This window comes from Sphingomonas sp. RB1R13 (assembly GCF_036663775.1).
In the GTDB taxonomy this organism is placed as follows: Bacteria; Pseudomonadota; Alphaproteobacteria; order Sphingomonadales; family Sphingomonadaceae; genus Sphingomicrobium.
On the sequence record NZ_JAXOJM010000002.1, the window covers coordinates 302,989 to 321,875 of the forward strand.

15 protein-coding genes and 2 tRNA genes are annotated in these 18,887 nt (G+C 65.1%); 5 read left to right on the plus strand and 12 right to left on the minus strand.

Annotated features, from left to right (window positions below):
- Window positions 1-30: 30 nt before the first annotated feature.
- Complete coding sequence (locus U1700_RS07640; RefSeq protein WP_332751634.1) at window positions 31-438, plus strand: BLUF domain-containing protein; 408 nt, start codon at window positions 31-33, stop codon at window positions 436-438.
- A gap of 31 nt (window positions 439-469) precedes the next feature.
- On the opposite strand, the gene U1700_RS07645 is transcribed toward U1700_RS07640, so the two are convergent.
- A complete protein-coding gene (locus tag U1700_RS07645; RefSeq protein WP_332751636.1) occupies window positions 470-1,957 on the minus strand; it encodes a serine hydrolase domain-containing protein in 1,488 nt (495 codons plus the stop codon).
- A gap of 25 nt (window positions 1,958-1,982) precedes the next feature.
- On the minus strand, window positions 1,983-3,356 hold the full coding sequence (trmFO, locus tag U1700_RS07650) for a methylenetetrahydrofolate--tRNA-(uracil(54)-C(5))-methyltransferase (FADH(2)-oxidizing) TrmFO (protein WP_332751638.1): 1,374 nt from the start codon (window positions 3,354-3,356) through the stop codon (window positions 1,983-1,985).
- Window positions 3,357-3,446: 90 nt separating this feature from the next.
- On the opposite strand from trmFO, the gene U1700_RS07655 reads away from it, so the two are divergent.
- Window positions 3,447-4,049, plus strand: a complete 603-nt coding sequence (locus tag U1700_RS07655) for a LysE family translocator (RefSeq protein WP_332751640.1) — start codon at window positions 3,447-3,449, stop codon at window positions 4,047-4,049.
- 12 nt (window positions 4,050-4,061) lie between these two features.
- On the opposite strand, the gene U1700_RS07660 is transcribed toward U1700_RS07655, so the two are convergent.
- From U1700_RS07660 to U1700_RS07670, 3 genes are all read right to left on the minus strand, one after another.
- The gene (locus U1700_RS07660) at window positions 4,062-4,529 is read right to left on the minus strand and encodes a host attachment family protein (protein ID WP_332751642.1); all 468 of its coding nucleotides are present in this window, start codon (window positions 4,527-4,529) and stop codon (window positions 4,062-4,064) included.
- A 69-nt stretch (window positions 4,530-4,598) separates the two neighbouring features.
- A complete protein-coding gene (gene gyrA / locus U1700_RS07665) occupies window positions 4,599-7,352 on the minus strand; it encodes a DNA gyrase subunit A (RefSeq protein WP_332751644.1) in 2,754 nt (917 codons plus the stop codon).
- Window positions 7,353-7,465: 113 nt separating this feature from the next.
- Window positions 7,466-8,221: a YaaA family protein gene (locus tag U1700_RS07670; RefSeq protein WP_332751646.1), complete on the minus strand. Its 756-nt coding sequence runs from the start codon at window positions 8,219-8,221 to the stop codon at window positions 7,466-7,468.
- A gap of 172 nt (window positions 8,222-8,393) precedes the next feature.
- Between U1700_RS07670 and U1700_RS07675 the strand changes: the two genes are divergently transcribed.
- Window positions 8,394-9,623 carry a hypothetical protein gene (locus U1700_RS07675; RefSeq protein WP_332751647.1) on the plus strand — a complete coding sequence of 410 codons (1,230 nt, stop codon included), beginning with the start codon at window positions 8,394-8,396 and terminating at the stop codon, window positions 9,621-9,623.
- A 219-nt stretch (window positions 9,624-9,842) separates the two neighbouring features.
- Window positions 9,843-11,366 carry a sensor histidine kinase gene (locus U1700_RS07680; protein ID WP_332751649.1) on the plus strand — a complete coding sequence of 508 codons (1,524 nt, stop codon included), beginning with the start codon at window positions 9,843-9,845 and terminating at the stop codon, window positions 11,364-11,366.
- Between the two features lie 67 nt (window positions 11,367-11,433).
- Here the strand turns inward: U1700_RS07680 and U1700_RS07685 are convergent.
- From U1700_RS07685 to U1700_RS07715, 7 genes are all read right to left on the minus strand, one after another.
- Window positions 11,434-11,508 (minus strand) — tRNA-Ile (locus U1700_RS07685).
- A 96-nt stretch (window positions 11,509-11,604) separates the two neighbouring features.
- Window positions 11,605-11,681: transfer RNA gene (locus tag U1700_RS07690), tRNA-Pro, on the minus strand.
- Window positions 11,682-11,738: 57 nt separating this feature from the next.
- Window positions 11,739-12,098, minus strand: a complete 360-nt coding sequence (locus U1700_RS07695; RefSeq protein WP_332751650.1) for a hypothetical protein — start codon at window positions 12,096-12,098, stop codon at window positions 11,739-11,741.
- Between the two features lie 24 nt (window positions 12,099-12,122).
- Window positions 12,123-13,517, minus strand: coding sequence for a M20/M25/M40 family metallo-hydrolase (locus U1700_RS07700; protein ID WP_443025907.1), 1,395 nt, complete (start codon window positions 13,515-13,517; stop codon window positions 12,123-12,125).
- 54 nt (window positions 13,518-13,571) lie between these two features.
- Window positions 13,572-14,642: a PA0069 family radical SAM protein gene (locus U1700_RS07705; protein WP_332751652.1), complete on the minus strand. Its 1,071-nt coding sequence runs from the start codon at window positions 14,640-14,642 to the stop codon at window positions 13,572-13,574.
- A 39-nt stretch (window positions 14,643-14,681) separates the two neighbouring features.
- Complete coding sequence (locus U1700_RS07710; protein WP_332751654.1) at window positions 14,682-16,421, minus strand: lytic transglycosylase domain-containing protein; 1,740 nt, start codon at window positions 16,419-16,421, stop codon at window positions 14,682-14,684.
- Window positions 16,418-17,140 carry a uracil-DNA glycosylase gene (locus U1700_RS07715; protein ID WP_332751656.1) on the minus strand — a complete coding sequence of 241 codons (723 nt, stop codon included), beginning with the start codon at window positions 17,138-17,140 and terminating at the stop codon, window positions 16,418-16,420. The genes U1700_RS07710 and U1700_RS07715 overlap by 4 nt, the downstream gene beginning before the upstream one ends.
- Before the next feature lie 78 nt (window positions 17,141-17,218).
- On the opposite strand from U1700_RS07715, the gene U1700_RS07720 reads away from it, so the two are divergent.
- A complete protein-coding gene (locus U1700_RS07720) occupies window positions 17,219-18,868 on the plus strand; it encodes an electron transfer flavoprotein-ubiquinone oxidoreductase (RefSeq protein WP_332751658.1) in 1,650 nt (549 codons plus the stop codon).
- Window positions 18,869-18,887: the final 19 nt, after the last annotated feature.

Genomic DNA, 18,887 nt, shown 5'->3' on the forward strand with positions numbered 1-18,887 from the left:
GGATAATTGGTCCATGTTATTCGACTGGCCATGCGTATGAAACTACTGACCTACTCCAGCTTTGCGTCCCCTGGGATCCAGCCCGGAGAAGTTGAACAGATCCTTGCCAAGTCGCGCGCGAATAATGCGCGCGACGCGGTGACGGGTCTGTTGATGTTTAACGGCGCGGCCTTCGTCCAGGCCATCGAGGGGCCGGTGGCTGCAGTCGACCATCTCTATATGCGTCTTGTCAACGATCCCCGGCATTGCCAGATCAGCCGCCACGACGACTTGGCGCTCGAACGAAGGATTTTCGACGAGTGGACGATGGGCTATGTGCAGATCAACGGGGGCTGGCTTGAGGGGCAATATGACGTTGCCGATGCGCTGGCTCGCGAGATGCCTGACTCGGTCCGCAAACTGCTGATGTCGATGGCGAACACCCTGCCGTTCGAATGACCCCAAGCGCTTCGTCGATTCAAGTAGGGCTCTAAGGCACGTCGGCCGCAAACTCGAGGGCCTGGAGCGTGATCGACGGCGCGGGCGCACGCTGGACGCGGCCGACTACCCGGCCGCGCTCGCAGATCCAGCGAAACTTGCCTTCCATCGCCGAAACCGGCGTGACTGGCTCGGTCGCGGCACAGTTGCCGACGTCGGCCTTGACCTCGTCGACCAGCTTGCGCCAGCCTGCCGCATCGTGATCCATCAGCATATTATTGGCGAGGGGGGCCGAGGCGATGTCACCCGACCGCCAAACTGCCCGTGCCGCATCATAGGCCGAGGCGAGACCGGCATCGGTCGGCAGCAAACGATCGGCAAGCGCCCCGTTTTTGGCAAGCGACAGCGCCGCGCGCAAATTGGGCAGCGAAGCCCCTCCGTACGTTTTGCTGCTGAAGGCAAACATCCCGACTCCCTTGTTCGGCAGAAGCAGGACGTTTGAGCCATAGCCGGGGTAGCCGCCACTGTGGCTGACGATGGTGCCGAGGTCGCAATCGTCGGTGACCGACCATCCCATCGCATAGGTGCGCGCCTGGCGGCACGGGGTGCCCCCCGCTGCGGGATTGCGCATGGCGGCTACCACGAAGTTTGATCCCGTCACGATCTGCCGAACGGTGCCGCGAGGGACTGGTCCTTGATCCGGTCCGTCGCGCGCCGGCCACGCCGAGAGCAGGAAAGCGACCCAGCGGGCATAGTCATTGGCGCTGGTCTCTACTCCGCCCATCGCCCCGAAGGCGCCGTCCTTCATGTCGGGCTCGCGCTGCCAGCCATTGTCCTGCCAGCGATAGCCGATCGCGCGTCGTGCCCTTGGGGATGCGAAGACGTCATAGCCGGTCGACGTCATCCCCAGCGGGCGCATCAGGTTGCGGACGACATAGTCCTGGTAGCGAACCCTCGACACGTTCGAGATGACCCGCCCGAGCGTGGCATAGCCGAGGTTGGAATATTCCATCGTTAGTCCCGGCGCTCGGGCAACCGGAACCCCTGCCTTGAGAAGTGCGCTGAATTCGGGCTCGGTCAGCACCTGCTGGCGGTCGCCCCACGGATTATCCTCGACGAACCCAGCGCTGTGGGTCAGCAGGTTGCGGACGGTGATGCGGGGGCTGTCACTGGTCGGACCCTTCCACCCTCGCAATTCGGGAACATAAAGTTCAGCGGGCGCATCGAGCGACACTTTGCCTTCGTCACGCAGCTTTAGGATGGCGAGCGCGGTGAACGCCTTCGACATCGAGGCAATGCGGAACAGTGTGTCGGGCGTGACGGGTAACCGGGTTTCGACATCCTGCACGCCAAGTCCGCGGACATGGACCAGCCGCCCGTCCACGACAATGCCATAGACCAGCCCGGGAACATGGGCGGCGAGTTGCCACTCGGCGAAGATCTTGTCGACCTCGGCCAGTGCGGCCGGGGAAGGGACTGCAGCGTGGACCGGCGGGCTGGCCGCAAGCAAGGCGACCGCAGCGGCTCGGCTTACGATCATGTGGTGCTCCCCTTCGTCGGGCAGGCTATACCGCATTCACCATGCTGTCACCGGTGACCGGAGTATCCGACGCCAGCCACTGACCAAGGGCGGCGCGCGCGCGATCGGTGTAAAGCTGCTTGCGATCGGCCTTTTTCGACTTGGGGCCGGACAGCGGCGGCATCAGTCCGAAATTGACGTTCATCGGCTGATAGGTTTCGGCCACCGCACCCCCCGTCAAATGCCCCAGCAGCGCGCCCAGCGCGGTCTGCGACGGGGGCGGGGAGAGCAGCCCCCCGCGCGCGTCGGCAATCGCAAAGCGCGCCGCCATCAGCCCGATCGCGGCACTTTCGACATAGCCTTCACAGCCCGTGATCTGCCCCGCGAAACGAATATTCGGCTTCGATTTCAACCGCAACGTCTCGTCAAGCAATTCGGGCGAGCGGATGAAGCTGTTGCGATGTATTCCGCCGAGCCGCGCAAATTCGGCATTCTCCAGCCCCGGGATCGTCCGGAAGATCCGCACCTGATCGGCGTGTTTCAATTTGGTCTGGAAACCGACGATATTCCACAAAGTGCCCAGTGCATTGTCCTGGCGCAACTGGACCACCGCATGCGGCCAGCGCCCATCCGGGTATTCGGGAGAAGAATCGCGTGGATTGTCGAGGCCAACGGGCTTCATCGGCCCGAACCGCAACGTTTCGGGCCCGCGCTCGGCCATTACCTCGATCGGCATGCACCCTTCGAAATAGGGGGTGTCGCGCTCCCATTCCTTGAACTCGGTCTTCTCCCCGGCATTAAGCGCGGCGATGAACGCTGCATATTGGTCGCGGTCCATCGGGCAGTTGATGTAATCCTTTCCGCCCTTGTCCCAACGCGCGGCCATCCAACAGATGTCCATGTCGATGCTTTCATGATGGACGATCGGCGCGATAGCATCGAAAAATGCCAGCGCCCCCGCGCCGGTCGCCTCGGCGATCGATTCGGCGAGGGCAGGGGCGGTCAGCGGGCCGGTGGCGATGATCGTCGGTCCCTCAGGCAAGACATCGATCCGCTCGCGGACTAGCTCGATCTTGGGATGCGCTTCGATGATCCGCGTTATTTCGGCGGCAAACAGTTCGCGATCGACCGCCAGCGCCGATCCAGCCGGAACCCGGTGCAGGTCCGCTGCGCGCATCACCAGGCTGCCGAGCGTGCGCATTTCCTGGTGGAGCAAGCCCACCGCATTCTTGTCCCCATCGTCCGAACGAAAACTGTTCGAGCAGACCATTTCGGCCAGCCGGTCGGACTCATGCGCTGGCGTGGTATCGCCGCTTCCCCGCATTTCGGACAGGCGCACGCGAAGCCCTGCCTCGGCCAGCTGAAACGCCGCTTCGGATCCTGCGAGCCCGCCGCCGATGATGTGAATGTCGTGGGTCATTGCTCCCCCTATCCGCTCGGCCCGATCCAAGTCGAGCGACGTCTTCACGCCGGGCATGGCGCCGCACCAGATAATCGCTAGAGCGCGACAATGCTTGACGCGCTCGCCGCCCTCACCCTGTTCGCCTTTGTCGCCTCGATCACCCCGGGGCCGAACAATCTGATGCTGCTGTCGTCGGGCACGCGCTTCGGCTTCCGCCGGTCGATCCCGCATATGCTCGGGGTGATGCTCGGCTTCCCGCTGATGATCATGGTCATCGGCCTTGGCCTGGCGCGGCTGTTCACCGAATTTCCGATCGTCCAGACGGTGCTCAAGGTCGCGAGTATCGCCTACCTGCTCTACCTCGCCTTCAAGATCGCGACCGCGCCGACTCCGACCGTCGACGACGGTGAAAGCAGCGCACGTCCACTCACTTTCCTCCAGGCGGCGGCCTTCCAGTGGGTCAATCCCAAGGGCTGGACAATGGCGCTGACCGTGCTGTCGGCCTACATGCCCCCGACCGATCCATGGCGCGGGCTCGCCATTATCGCGGCGCTGGTCATTCTGATCAACGTGCCCGTGGTGACGCTGTGGACGGCGATGGGAATCCAGCTGCGCCGCTTCCTCGGCCAGCCGAAGAAATTGCGCGCTTTCAACCTCATCGCCGCCGGGCTGCTCGTCGCGTCACTCTACCCCGTCATCCGCGGGCACTGAGCAACCACGCGCTCAAACGTCGGCCAATTCCGCCCGCGCGGTGTGCGCCACCAGCAGTGCCTCGATGTCGGCGATGGGCCGCCCAGTCATTTCCTTGTCGATCTCGCACACCACTTTCGAAGCCGCCGCCTTGTGCAGGCATTTGCGAAGCTCGCCCAGCGTGCGTGGCGGGGCAATGATCGCCAGCGCATCAAAGTCGTTCCGCAGCGCCCGCGCATTGACCCGTTCGGCTGCCTGCTTGGCCCAGCGATCCTCCTCCAGCTGGTGAAAGTCGGTTTCCTCATAGGCAGTACGACCATAGCCACCGGACTGTTGGTTGGTTCCCGGCGCGTCGGTCGTCATCTCGCCATTCTTCTGGTCCGACCGCTCGTCGTGGCGCTCGACACGAAGGTCGATCTGCGCCGCGTCGCCATGGTTGCGAAGCAGCAGCAGCTTGCGACCATCGGTAACCAGAACGAGGGCATTGTTGGGAAGTGGCATCACATTCTCCTTGGCGACCCGAAGCAAGGGGTACTCCAAGCCAACGCGGTGCCGATCGCCCTCGTTCCTCTACTCGTCGCTGCCTGCCGCCAGGTCCTCTCCGACCACCGCATCGTCGGTCGGCGCCAGCTCGTCGAGCCCCTCGACCTCGACGTCCTCGCTCTCGTCAATCTTGGCGACCGACACGACATGCTCGCCTTTGCCGACGCGAAGGATCATCACCCCGGACGTATTGCGCCCGGCGATGCGGATATCGCCGACGGTGGTGCGGATGACCTTGGCTTGGTCGGTGACCAGCATCAGCTGCTCGCCCGGCTTGACCGGGAAGGATGCGACCACCCCGCCATTGCGTTCCGACGTGACGATGTTGGTGATGCCCTGGCCACCGCGATTAGTGCGGCGATATTCATAGGTAGAGCTGCGCTTGCCAAAGCCGTTCTCGGTCACCGTCAGCAGGAACTGCTCCTTGTCGGCGAGCTCGGCATAACGTTCCTCCGACAATCCCTCGGCTCCGTCATTGTCGCGCCACTTGGGCGATCGGAGATAGGCCTCGCGCTCCTCGGACGTCGTTCCCGCGCGGCGCAGGATCGACATTGAAATCACCTTGTCGTCACCCAGCAGCCGCACCCCGCGGACTCCGGTCGACGAGCGTGACTGGAACTCGCGCACATCGGTCGACAGGAAACGGATCGCCTTGCCGTTACGGGTCGCCAGCAGAACGTCGTCTTCCTCGGTCAGCAGGTCGACCGCAATCAGCCGGTCGCTCGGATCGCCCTCTTCGCCTTCCTCTTCGGAAACCCCGAATTTCATCGCGATCTTGCCGGCGGTCGGGATGTTGGTGAACGCCGTCATGGGATTGCGCCGGACCGTTCCCTTGGCGGTGCAGAACATGATGTGCAGCGCGGCCCATTCGTCCTCATCCTCGGGCAACGGCAGCACCGTCGTGATCGTCTCGCCCTCGTTGAGCGGCAGCAGATTAATCATCGGCCGTCCGCGCGCCGCCGGATTTCCCTCGGGCAGGCGCCATACCTTCATCCGGTAAACCCGGCCAAGGTTGGAAAAGAACAGCACCGGGTTATGGGTCGAGGTCACGAACAGTTCGGTGACGACATCCTCTTCCTTCGTGTTCATCCCCGACCGGCCCTTGCCGCCACGCTTCTGCTCGCGGAACAGCGCCAGCGGGGTGCGCTTGATATAGCCAGACATCGTCACCGTCACGACCATGTCCTCGCGCTCGATCAGGTCCTCGTCGTCGAGCCCGTCAAACGCGGCGGCTAGCTCGGACTTGCGCGGGGTCGAGAATTCGGAGTCGACCGCGTTCAGTTCCTCCAGCATCACCGCGTAGAGCTTTGCCCGGTCACCAAGGATATCAAGCAGTTCAGTAATGATCTTGGCAAGTCCTGCGAGCTCGTTACCAATCTCGTCACGGCCCAGTGCGGTCAGGCGATGGAGGCGAAGCTCGAGGATCGCCCGGACCTGGATCTCGGATAGGCGATAGGTCGATCCGGCGGCTTGCGGCTCGACTGCCTCGACCAGCTTGATGTACGGCCGGATTTGTTCGCTGTCCCACTCACGCGAAATCAACGCCTCACGCGCTGCTGCCGGGCTCGACGATCCGCGAATGATCCGCACCACTTCATCGAGGTTGGTAACCGCAACCACCAGCCCGAGCAGGATATGTGCCCGCTCGCGCGCTTTCAGCAATTCATGCTTCGACCGCCGCGTGATCACTTCCTCGCGGAACTTGATGAACGCCTCGATGATGTCGCGCAGCGCCAGCGTCTCGGGCCGCCCGCCACGGATTGCCAGCATGTTGGCCGAGAAGCTCGATTGCGCCGGTGTATGCCGCCACAACTGGTTGAGCACGACCTCGGGAGTCGCGTCGCGCTTCAGCTCGATGACGATCCTGACCCCAAGCCGGTTGGACTCGTCGCGAATGTCCGAAACACCCTCGATCCGCTTGTCCTTGGCGGCTTCGGCGATCTTCTCGACTAGCCCGTTCTTCCCGACCTGATAGGGGATCTCGGTGAGCACGATCGAGCGCCGGTCATTGCGCCCTTCCTCGACATGGTGGCGCGAGCGCTGCAGGATCGACCCGCGTCCGGTCGTATAGGCCGATCGGATTCCGCTCTGGCCAAGAATGATCGACCCGGTCGGGAAATCGGGTCCCTTGACGTGCTCCATCAGCGCTTCGGACGTCACTGCCGGGTCGGCGATATAGGCACGGCACGCGGCGATCACTTCGCCCAGATTATGTGGCGGAATATTGGTCGCCATGCCGACCGCGATTCCGCCCGCGCCGTTGACCAGCAGATTGGGGAAGCGCGCTGGCAACACCTGCGGCTCGCGCTCGCTGGCGTCATAGTTGGGCGTGAAGTCGACCGTGTCCTTGTCGATATCGCCGAGCAGGAAGTTTGCGACCTTGGCCAGCCGCGCTTCGGTATAGCGCATCGCGGCGGGGGGATCGGGATCCATCGACCCGAAATTGCCCTGGCCGTCGATCAGCGGCAGCCGCATCGACCAGTCCTGCGTCATCCGCGCGAGCGCGTCATAGATCGCGCTGTCGCCATGCGGGTGATATTTACCCATGACGTCACCGACGATGCGGCTCGACTTGCGATAGGGGCGCCCGGCAACATAGCCCGCTTCCTGGCAGGCATAGAGGATCCGGCGATGGACCGGCTTCAACCCGTCGCGCACATCGGGCAGCGCGCGGCTGACGATGACGCTCATCGCATAGTCGAGGTAGCTGGTCTTCATCTCCTCGACGATGGAGATGGGAGCAATGTCGCTAAGCTCTGCAACCGGCGGCGTAGTGGCCAAAATCGGGTCCTGTCGGGTCGTTTGAACAAGCAGAATCGGCAGTCGCCAATCCTCCTCCTTTCCCTAGGAGATTGGGGGCCTGAACACCACCCCGCAGCCGCTTGGGCGCACCCTTATCCGGCGCGGATGAACAGCGGCTTTGCTGGGCTCGATCCGTCGGCGTCGAAGCGCCACCCGTCACGGTCGAAACCCTCCAGCCCAGCGGGATCGGCGATCCGCTCGTCGCACACGAACCGGGCCATCGCGCCGCGCGCGACCTTGGCGGTAAAGCTCTGGAATGTCAGGCCCTTGGCGGTGCGGACCCGAAAGTCGGGGGCGATCACCCGGACTTTTTTGAGCAGCTTGGGCCCCACAACTTCATAATATTCGCGGCTCGCCAGATTTAGGATCGTGCCCGATCCTTCCTCCTTCAACTCAGCCAACAGCGCTTTGGCGACCTTGTTGCCCCAATGATCGACCAGTCGGTCCGCTTTGGGCGCCCACCTCGTCCCCATTTCCAGCCGATAAGGCCGCATCGCGTCCAGTGGCCGCAATATCCCGTACAAGCCTGACAGGATCCGCACATGATCTTGCGCAAAGGCCATGCTGTCGTCATCCGCCGACGCCGCATCAAAGCCGCGGTAGACGTCGCCTGCGAACATGCGGATCGCCGGCCGTTCCTGCGCTTTCGCAAACCCCTTGAACCGCTTCGCATTGAGCTCGGCAAGGGCAGGGGAGATGTGCATCAGCTCGGCCAGCTTCAGCGGTCCCAGCTTTGCCGCCGCCCGCGCCAGCCGCCCGGCGTCGGCGGCAAAGCGCGGACTCGTCGGCGCATCGGCGAAAGGCGTATCGAGATCGAGCGTCTTGGCGGGGGAGAGGAGGATGAGCATGGGCCGCGCGCTAGCGGGTCCGTCGATTGCGGTCAAAGCGTCACACCCAACGCACTGGTTCAATTGGCATTCAGCCCGACGCTGCGATTCGCGACTTTGCTATGGCCATATTGGCGACTATGCCAGCCGCCGCTTGATTGCCGCGCCGACGGCAAGACCAGAGGAGAGATACATGAAGTTGCTGCACCCCGCATTTGCCAGCTCGATCGCGCTGGCGCTTGCCGCCACTACCATTCCCGCCGCTGCCCAAGCCCCGGCTGCCGCGGCTCCCGCCCAGCGCCAGCTCAAGCTCAGCACGGCAGCAAGCAAGTCGATCATGGAATTGCAGACGGCGGTCAAGGCCAAGAGCAGCGCGACCATCCCGGGCCTTCTCGCGACCGCGCAGGCCGCAGCCAAGACCGACGATGACCGCGCCGCGATCGCCAGTCTCCAACTTCAGGTTGCGATCGACAGCAATGACCCAGCCGCCCTCGTCGCCGCCGCCGACGCCAACCGCGCTGTGGGCAGCAATACGTCGCTGATACCGAAGGTCTATCTTCAGGCCGCGCGCTCATACGGCGCAGCAAATCAATATGCTCAAGCCAATGTCACGCTCGACAAGGCGCTCGCGCTCGATCCGAACGATGTCGACTCGCTACTGTTCAAAAGCGACATCGCGATGAAGCTGCAGCAACCGGCGGCAAGCGTCGCTGCGATCAACCAAGCAATCGCGCGCCAGAAGGCGATGGGCAAGATCGTGCCCGAGGCATGGTATGGTGCCGCCGTCGGTCGCGCCTATGACGCCAAACTGCCCACCGCCTTCGAAGCCTCGCGCCAATGGGTGGCGGCCTACCCGACCCAGTCGCACTGGCACGATGCCATCGCCATCTACCGCAACATGAGTGGATTAGATCGGGCCAGTCTGATCGACATGTACCGCCTTGGGCGGGCCACCAAGACTCTCGCCGGCGAATCCGACTATCTCGAAGCGTCGCAGACGTTCAGTGCCCGCGGTTATCCCGGCGAAGCCGTCGCGTTGCTCGACGAGGGTGCAGCCGCCAAGTCGATCAGCCTGCAATCGATGACCTTCGTTCGTCCTTATGCCCTCGCCAAGGGCAAGTCGCTCGGCGATCGCGCCATCGCCATGGCCGGCGCCAAGACCGGGCTCACCGCGCCGACCGCAGCCGTCACGGTTGCGGCCGCCGATCGCCTGCTTGGATATGGCGAATTCGCCCAGGCGGCAACGCTTTACCGCGCTGCACTGACCAAGCCTGGGGCCGATGCCAATGTCATTAACCTGCGGCTCGGCGAGGCGCTTGGCCAGTCGGGCGACAAGGCGGGGGCGATGGCGGCACTGCAGCTGGTCGGGGGCACTCAGTCCGAAATTGCCAAATATTGGCTCGCCTGGGTTTCAACCCGCTAGGCCCCGACTCTAGGCACGAAAAAGGGGCGCTAGCGAAGGCTGGCGCCCCCCCCCGATCAGGGCGCTGGCGTAGGCCGGCGCCCTTTTTCGTTCTGGTTTCAACGCGTAAGGATACTGTCCTGAAACGGGATGGTTAACGCACGCCCCCTGTCAAGCGCACTTCATCCCGCCCAAGCCTGACGCGCCCATCGCCGACGAAAAGGCCGACAGCGAAGCCACGTGAAGTTCGACGACCGCCTTGCCACGATCCTCGCCGTCCGGCCCGGCGGAGAGCATGACCGCGCCGTTCGCTGGCGCCAGCTGGTCGACCTCGTCGCGCGTGCCGGCCCCGACGCCGACGGACCCGTCATCGATCAGGCGCTCGACCAGATTCGCGAAGGCCAGCGCGAGGTCGCCACTCCGCTCCGCGCTGCTGCTGCCCGCGCCATTGCCGGTCGTCCGCTACTGCCCGCGCTCCTGCGCACTTTCGCCGCCGACAGCCTCGACGTTGCCGCCCCGCTGCTGACCGCAATCCAGCCTGATGACGGCCTCCTTGCCGCCGCTTCGCCCGATGTCCTGCGCTTCCTCGAAGCGATGCACCCCGCGCTCGCAAACCGCGCCAGTGCCACCGAGCCGCCGTCCCCGACCGTCCCCGCCAGCACCGACATGCCCTCGATCAGCCAGCTGCTCGACCGGCTCGAAAAGCTCAGCGCCCAGCGTGCGGAGCCCGCGCCCGTTGCCGAACTGGTCACCGCCCCTTCCGCACCGCGTCCCTCCACGCCCGCGCCCAGCCCGCTCGAAACCACGTCGCTGTTCCGCTGGGAATGTGGCCCCGGGGGCAATATCGGCTGGGTCGACGGCGCCCCCCGCGGCGCGCTCGTCGGCCGCTCGATCGCCCGCGCCATGCCTGACGAAGGGGTCGACCGCGATGTCGAGCGCGCCTTTGCCCGGCGCGCCCCGTTTCGTGACGCGTCGCTCGCGCTGCCCGATATCGGGGTCGTCGCCGGCCGCTGGCTGATCAGTGGCGTTCCCGCCTTTGCACAGGGCGACGGGCGTTTCGTCGGCTATCGCGGCATCGCCCGCCGCGCCGAGGCGCTCGCCGCTCCGGTGGTTGCCGCCCGGCCAGGCCCGCTCGATCCCGCCGCGCTGCGCGAGCTGGTCCATGAGATCAAGACCCCGCTCAACGCGATCATCGGTTTTGCCGAGATCATCGACGGCCAATATCTCGGCCCCGCGCAAAGCGGCTATCGCGCCCGCGCTGCCGAGATTGTCGTCCAGGCGCGGATCCTGCTCGCCGGAGTCGACGACCTTGATTTCGCTGCGCGCCTTCGCGGCCGCGACCCCGGTGACAGTCCGACCAGCGACTTCGCCGAATTTTTCGCTCCCTTTGCAGAGAAATTGCGTGTCACTGCCGACGCGCTCGGCGTGACTCTTGCGGTCGACGCCCCGCCGCACGAGGGCCTTTGCTCGCTCGATCGCGAGCTTGCCGAGCGGCTGCTCGACCGGTTTACCGGCGCCGTCCTCGCCGCCGCCAGCGCGGGCGAGACGCTGCGCCTCGCTGTCCGTCGCGAAGACGGCTTTTGCGCGCTGCGCCTGTCGCGCCCCCGCGCGCTCGAGGGCCTGAGCGAAGCGGCCGTGCTTGGCGGGACCGACGGCGGTGCCAATTTTTCGCTGCGCATGGTCGTCGGCCTCGCCCACATCGTGGGTGGAAAACTCGCCGCCGACGGCAGCGACCTCGTGCTCAGGATGCCGATGGCAGCGTGAGCGGCGAGGGGGGTAGGCTGGTGCCGTTCCTCACACCAAAAGAACCATTACGTGGCAAAGGCGACGGTGGTGGGCCCGGAGGGATTCGAACCCCCAACCTAGCCGTTATGAGCGGCCGGCTCTACCGTTGAGCTACAGGCCCTCCCCGGTGGTGGCTGTGCGTTAGCGGGCTGACGAAGCCGCGCAAAGGGGGAAGGGCAGCAAAGAGGGCTCAGCACACCGCTGGCGTCGCGACGAATGGTCGGGGAGACAGGATTCGAACCTGCGACCCTCTGCTCCCAAAGCAGATGCGCTACCAGGCTGCGCCACTCCCCGAAATCATGCTCGAACTCATGCTGGTCGCGCGCCTTTACCGGTCCTGCCGGCGAAACGCTACTTCTTCGTGGCGGTATTCGTCGTCACCGTTTTCTCGGTGGTCACTTCGACCCGATGCTTGCCATCGACAGCATTGCCAAGGCTGTCGGCGGCATGATCTACCGATGCGCCGAGCTTGCCCGCCGACGCTGCCAAATTCGACAAGCCGGTGCGCACGTTGCTCGTATTGTTGCTGACGTCGTTGATCTTGTTGCTCGCGCTGTCGATGGCGTTCGATGCTCCGTCAAGCGCCGAGGCGGTGCCATTCTTGGCCGAATCGCCCGAAATCGTCACCGTCGACGTGTTGTTGTTCGGATTCTCCGTCACCTGGCAGGCGCCGAGCAGGGCCACCGCCGGAAGAATGATGATCGCGCGCATGTCGTTCTCCTGTTTCCTGTCCGCTTAACGCCACCGTGATGGCTTCGGCTCCGCAATCCCGCCAGAAAGCACCGCGAGCATCGCCGTCCACGTCGCGACATTCTGACGCAGCTGGCCCTTGTCGATCTTGTCGATCGTATCATCGGGCGTGTGGTGCCAGTCGAAATAGCGGGTTCCGTCCTGGCGCAGCGCGATTACCGGCTGCCCCGCCTCGACCAGTTCGTCGAGATCGCTTCCCCCGGCCTTGTTGGTCACGCCCTTTAGCACGCCGAGCGGCGCGACCGCGGCGAACAGCGCATCCTCCACGGCCTTTCGTCCCTCACCTAGCCTTGTGTCGATCTTCCAGATCCGGTCCGCGCCAAAGTCGCTTTCGGCCATCGCCGCAAAGCGATCGCCGCCGTGCGCCTTGGCGAAGGCCGCCGCACCGAAGGTGCCCGGCTCTTCGGCACCGAACCACACCACGCGGATCGTGCGCAGTGGCCGACCGGCATCCATGATCCGCTTGGCCGCAGCGGTCGCAATCGCCACCCCCGACGCATCGTCGATCGCCCCGGTGCCAAGGTCCCAGCTGTCGAGGTGACCGCCGATTAGCAGCATCGGCAGCGACGGATCGCCCCCGACCAGGTCGGCGACGACATTGCCCGACTGGCCCGGCGCGACGAAGTGCGGGGTCAGTGTCAGGTGAATTGTCACCGGTCGTCCGCGTGCCAGGATCCGCGCCAGCTGCTCGGCATCGGGCACGCTCAGCGCCGCCGCCGGGATCGGCCGCGCGCCGTCGGCAAAGCTCTGCACCCCGGTATGGGGATTGCGGTGATGGTCGGTGCCAATCGAGCGGACGACGATGGCGATCGCGCCCTTTTTCGACGCGATCGTCGGGCCTTGGCGCCGCGGTGCGCCGAACTGGCCATAGCCCGACCCGTCCTGCGTCGGCATCATGCGATGATCGATGAACACGATCCTGCCGCGTACCATCGCGTCGGGGGCGGCGATCAGCGCCTCGACGCTGTCGAACGCGACGATCTCGCCCGTCAGCCCCTCGGCCGGGGTCGCCCCGCTATTGCCCAGCGCGGTCAGCACCAGCTTCTGGGGGAAGGGCGCCACGATCTCGGCGGTCTCGGCCCCGCGCACCCACACCGGCATGGTGAAGGGTTCGACGTGGACATTGGCAAAGCCCATCGCGGTCAGCCGTCGCACCGCCCAGTCGCGTGCCCGCGCCTCGGCCTCGGTCCCCGCCAGCCGCTGGCCGACTTCGGTGGTCAGCCCCTCGGTGATGTCCCACGCGATATGGTCATTGGCCAGCGCATCGTCGCGCAGCGCGGCGATCAGGGCCGGGGGCGGAATGACGGGGGCAGGGGCGGGAAGCGGCGCGGCGGCCATGATCAGCGGAAGTGCCGTGACGGCAAGGATAAGCTTGTACATGCTCGGCGGACTAATCACGGGCGCGGCGTAAGTCACTGCCCGTTCGTCGAATAGTCACAACAGCCGCAACTGGTCGCCCGCGGGCGGCTCGAACAGGTCGGTACGCAGGTTGAAGCGTGCCTGCGCCAGCCCGAATCGCTTGGCCGCCTTGTCGAATCGCGTCGCCAGCAGGTCTGCCCACACCCCTTGCCCTCGCATCCGGCTGAAGAAGGCGGGGTCATTGTCACGCCCTCCGCGAAGCGATCGGATCGTCGCCATGACCTTGGCCGCGCGATCGGGATAATGTTCGTCGAGCCAGGCGCGAAACAGCGGCGCGACCTCGTGGGGCAGTCGCACCGGCAGATAGAAGCCACCCCGCGCGCCATGCGCTACCGCCGCTTCGATGATGGATTCCAGTTCATGGTCGGTGATCATCGGTACCACCGGGGCAATCGCCACGATCGCCGGTACCCCCGCATCGGTCAGTGCCCTGATCGCCGCCAGCCTTTTCTTCGCTGCCGGTGCCCTCGGCTCCAGTGTCCGATGCACCTTCGGGTCGAGCGAAGTCACCGAGATCGCCACCGCTGCCAGCCCCAGCTTGGCCGCCGCCGATATGATGTCGAGATCACGAAGCACTCGGTCGGACTTCGTCGTGATCGTGAATGGGTGCCGCGTCTCCAGCAGCAGCTCCAGGATCGACCGCGTGATCCGAAACCGCTCTTCGATCGGCTGATAGGGGTCGGTGTTGGTCCCCAGCGCAATGCTCTTCGCCTCATAGCCCGGACGCGACAGCGCCGCGTGGAGCAGTTTCGCCGCCTCGGGCTTGGCGAACAGCCGGCTTTCGAAATCGACCCCCGGAGAAAGGTCATGAAACGCATGGCTTGGCCGCGCAAAGCAATAGATGCAGCCATGCTCACACCCTCGATAAGGGTTGATCGAGCGGTCGAAACCGATGTCGGGCGACGAATTGCGCGTCAGGATCGACTTGGGCCGCTCGATCGTCACGGTTGTCCGGCGCGGTGTCACCCCATCGAGCGCTTCAACGCTGTCGAGCCAGTCGCCGTCGACCGTTCGCTCCGCGAGGTTGAAGCGCGTCGGGCTTGAATTGCGAGTCGCCCCGCGACCATGATGTGTTTCGACCGCCATCCCCGAAACATGCCAGAACGAAACAGGAACATCAATTGCTTATCGCGCCGGGAAAGCCGGCCATTTATGTTGCGCCAGCGCGATCAGGCTTGGCTGGTCGGCCCCGGCAAGTCCCTGGTAAACCCACATGTTGCGCATCACTGCGGGCACGTAAAAGCGCGTCTCCCAATAGGGGATGCTCTCGATCCACAGCAGGGGATCGCCCTTGTCGGGTATTGCGCTCCATCGCTCGACCGGTACTGGCCCGGCATTATAGGCCGCGATCACGCGCGGCAGCTGCCCGCGCGTGGCGCTGTTGGTCCGCAGCAGTTCGATGAACGCCTGGCCATAGTCGAGGTTGATCGCCGGATCGGTAAGGCTCGTCGGGTCGAACACCACACCGCGTGCCCGTGCCTTGTCCCCGGCCGTACCCGGACGAACCTGCATCAGCCCGGTCGCCCCCGCCGCACTGACCGCGCCGGTTCTGAAATTCGATTCCTGGATGACATGGCCATAGGCCAGCGCCGGGTCGACCCGCCACCCGTTCTGCGGCACCCAGCGCGGCCTGGGGTATCGCGCCGCGGCTTCGACCGAGGCCCCCGGCTGGCCATTGGTCGCCAGCCAATATTGCGTACCGACCAATTCCAGTCGTCCGGCCACCGCGATCAGTGCACGCTGGTCCTGCGCCCGCCCGATCCGCGACTGGTGACGGAGCGCCTCGTCGGCCAGCCCGCGTTCGCCGATCGCGACCAGCTCCGTCGCCCGCCGCACATTGGGTAGGTCGTCGATGGTGCCGGTGTCGGCGGCGCTGGCCGCGACCATCCGCGTCTCCATCCCCAGCGTCTGGCGCGCGACCAGCCCGTAGAAGCTCTCGGTCGACCGCGCCGCTGCCTTGAGCAAGGGCGCCACCGCGCCTGGCTGGCGACATGCCTGCGCCGCCCGCGCCGCCCAGTAGGAAGCCGCGGCGACTAACTCGGTCTCGCGCGCGCTCGCGAGAACCTCGCGGAACCGCTGGCCCGCCGCCCCGCAATCATTCTGACGCCATGACGCCAGCCCCGATACCCACGCCGCCGCGACCCACCAGTCGCCGCTTGCCCCGGCGCGCCCAGCCTCGGCGACGCGCACTGCGTCGGCGTCACGGCCAAGCGTGTAAAAGCTCCATGCCACTCGCTGCGCCGCTTCAGCGCGGCCTTCGGGAGTCATCAGCGGCGCCGACTGGATCATCAACGCTTCGGCCGCATCGGCGCCATCGGCCTTCAACAGTGGGTCGAGGGCTGCGCGTAGCTGGTCGGCGACCGCATCGCCGACCACCGGCCGCGTCTTGCCCCGCCGCGTCGCCGAGCTCAGCCCGATTACCGGTCGCTCAGGAATCGCCATCATCTGGACCGATCCGCGACTTGCCGCGAGCCGCTCAAGCTGTTCGGCCTGCGGCAGTTCGGGCGCTTCGCCGATCAGGGCCTGCAATTCGTCGACCGAAACCGTCGGCGATCCCCTCGCGGTATAAAGCTCGGCCTTGGCCACGACGCTCAGCGGTCCTTTCGGCAAGCCGGCGATCCCCGCCGCCGCCCCGGCCCAGTCCCCCTTGCGGATCGCCGCAAACTCCCCCCGCCAGTCGCTTGGCACAACGACCGGGGCGGGGAGGGCAGAGGGCAGGGGAGCGGGCAACGCCGGAAACATCGTGGAGGGCGCAGGATTCATGACCACTGGCTTGGCAATCACCGGAGTCGCGATCACGGGCATTATCGGCAACGGCGCCAGCGGGTCGGCCTGGACGATCAACAATACGAGCAACAGAATCACAGCTCGTCCATCAGCAACAGCAGGTCGCGCCATGCCAGCGCCTTGTCCCCCGGCCGCTGAAGCAGCCAGCGCGGGTGGAAGGTCGCAACCGTACGAATCCCCTCGACCTTGTGGGCATGTCCCCGCGCCCGGGCGAGCGGCTCGCCCAACATCGCCCGCGCCGGCGCTTCGCCCAAGAGCAGCAGTCGCTCGGGCTTGACCAGCGCGACATGCTGCCGCGCCATATCGCCGCACCGCACCATCTCGGCCTCGCTTATCTTGCCGCCGGGCACATGAAAGCATGCCAGCGACGCGCTATAGGCATCGTCGGGCGCCATCCCGATCGCCGCCAGCATCCTGACCGCAAGCAGCCACGCCTCGCCGCCGATCGGCTGCCCGTCCGCGGCATCCTCACGCGCCGGCATTTCGCTGACCAGCATGATTTTCGCTCCCGCCAGTCCGTGGGGCAGCACCCGCCGCGCCCCGTCGCGATCGAGCGGCAAGCCCGTCGCCTGCTCCAGATGCGCCCGGAACGCCTCATAATCCGCTGGAAGCTCAGCCGGGCTTGGCGGTGCAATCTCGCGTGCAATCGGCACTTGCGCCCCCGCCACCTGCGCCCGCAAGGGCTTCAGCCAGTGACGCGGTTCCTCGCCAACGGGCGAGTCGACCCCCGCCTCGATCCACCAGCCAAGCAGCCGCCGGGCCTCGTCCATCGTATATTGTTCGGCATCAACGCTCATCCTCGTCCTTGTCTGACCCATTGACGATGCGGTCAAGGAATTGGCAGGGCAGGGCGCAGGGTTTTGGAGTGGCGGCACGTGAGCGAACGCGAATCGATGGAATATGATGTCGTCATCGTCGGTGGCGGCCCCGCTGGGCTGGCCTCGGCGATCCGCCTTAAACAGCTTGCCGTTGAACAATCGAAGGAAATCTCGGTCTGCATCCTTGAAAAAGGGAGCGAGATCGGCGCCCATATTCTCTCGGGTGCGGTGGTCGATCCGATCGCGCTCGACGAGCTTATCCCCGACTGGAAGGACAAGGGCTCGCCGCTGACCGTCCCCGTCACGGAAAATCTCCACTGGGTGCTGACGAAGAAGGGCAAGTATAATCTGCCCCACCTGCTGATGCCGGGCTTCCTCGACAACAAGGGTACCTATACCGTCAGCCTCGGCAACTTCTGCCGCTGGCTGGCGGGGCAGGCAGAAGAGCTCGGGGTCGAAATCTTCCCCGGCTTCGCGGCCGCCGAAATCCTGTTCAACGACGATGGCTCGGTCAAGGGCGTCGCGACCGGCGACATGGGCATTGCCCGCGATGGCACGCGCAAGGCCGACTGGCAGCCCGGCATGGAAATCCACGCGCGCTACACCTTCATGGCCGAGGGCGCGCGGGGTCACCTGACCAAGGAATTGACGCGCATTTTCGACCTGCGCAAGGATAGTGGCCCGCAAGTCTATGGGCTTGGAATCAAGGAGTTGTGGGACGTTCCTGCCGACCAGCATCATCCTGGACGAGTCATTCACACGCAAGGTTGGCCGCTTGACGACGCGTGGGGCGGGGGCTTCCTCTACCATCAGGACAACAACCAAGTCGCGTTGGGCTTCGTCGTCGCGCTCGATTACCAAAACCCGACGCTGTCCCCGTTCGAGGAATTCCAGCAGTGGAAGACGCATCCCGCGATTGCCCCCGAAATCGCCGGGGGCAAGCGCGTTTCCTACGGCGCCCGCGCAATCAACGAGGGCGGCTGGCAAGCCGTCCCCACCCTCGCCTTCCCCGGGGGCGTGCTGGTCGGTTGCTCGGCTGGGTTCGTCAACGTGCCGCGCATCAAGGGCAGTCACACCGCGATGAAGTCGGGCATGCTCGCCGCCGAGGCCGCCTTTGCCGCGGTCATCGCCGATCACCGACATGACGAACTAGCGGACTATGAGCCTGCGCTCCGGGCAAGCTGGATCGCCAAGGAACTCAAGCTGGTTCGCAACGCCCAGCCCGCGGTTACCAAGTTCGGCGCCACTGTCGGCACGCTCTATGCCGGGCTCGACCTGTGGCTCAACCATCTCAAGATCGGCGTGCCATGGACCTTCAAGCATCATGCTGACCACACGACACTTCGCCGCACCGACCATGTCCATGCGAAACGCTACCCCAAGCCCGACGGCAAGCTGACCTTCGATCGCCTTTCGTCGGTGTTCCTGTCGAACACCAATCATGAAGAGGACCAGCCGGTTCACTTGACGCTCAAGGACGCCGCAGTCCCGATCACGATAAATCTCGCGCTCTACGACAGTCCCGAGAGCCGATATTGCCCGGCGGGCGTTTACGAGATTGTGGACCAGGACAAGGGCGATCCCAGGCTTCAGATCAACGCCCAGAATTGCGTCCACTGCAAGACGTGCGACATCAAGGACCCGACCCAGAATATCAACTGGGTCGTGCCCGAGGGCGGCGGAGGTCCCAATTACCCGAACATGTAGCCTGTTGGCCGGCCTCGCC

What these genes read in the sequence shown, in the direction of transcription:
- U1700_RS07670 (WP_332751646.1), bottom strand. Translation starts at nt 8,221, where the DNA reads ATGCTCATCCTCCTCTCCCCCGCCAAGACGCTCGATCTCGATACGCCT.
- U1700_RS07675 (WP_332751647.1), top strand. Translation starts at nt 8,394, where the DNA reads ATGAAGTTGCTGCACCCCGCATTTGCCAGCTCGATCGCGCTGGCGCTT.
- U1700_RS07705 (WP_332751652.1), bottom strand. Translation starts at nt 14,642, where the DNA reads ATGGCGGTCGAAACACATCATGGTCGCGGGGCGACTCGCAATTCAAGC.
- U1700_RS07700 (WP_443025907.1), bottom strand. Translation starts at nt 13,517, where the DNA reads ATGTACAAGCTTATCCTTGCCGTCACGGCACTTCCGCTGATCATGGCC.
- U1700_RS07640 (WP_332751634.1), top strand. Translation starts at nt 31, where the DNA reads ATGCGTATGAAACTACTGACCTACTCCAGCTTTGCGTCCCCTGGGATC.
- trmFO (WP_332751638.1), bottom strand. Translation starts at nt 3,356, where the DNA reads ATGACCCACGACATTCACATCATCGGCGGCGGGCTCGCAGGATCCGAA.
- U1700_RS07715 (WP_332751656.1), bottom strand. Translation starts at nt 17,140, where the DNA reads ATGAGCGTTGATGCCGAACAATATACGATGGACGAGGCCCGGCGGCTG.
- U1700_RS07695 (WP_332751650.1), bottom strand. Translation starts at nt 12,098, where the DNA reads ATGCGCGCGATCATCATTCTTCCGGCGGTGGCCCTGCTCGGCGCCTGC.
- U1700_RS07660 (WP_332751642.1), bottom strand. Translation starts at nt 4,529, where the DNA reads ATGCCACTTCCCAACAATGCCCTCGTTCTGGTTACCGATGGTCGCAAG.
- U1700_RS07645 (WP_332751636.1), bottom strand. Translation starts at nt 1,957, where the DNA reads ATGATCGTAAGCCGAGCCGCTGCGGTCGCCTTGCTTGCGGCCAGCCCG.
- U1700_RS07655 (WP_332751640.1), top strand. Translation starts at nt 3,447, where the DNA reads ATGCTTGACGCGCTCGCCGCCCTCACCCTGTTCGCCTTTGTCGCCTCG.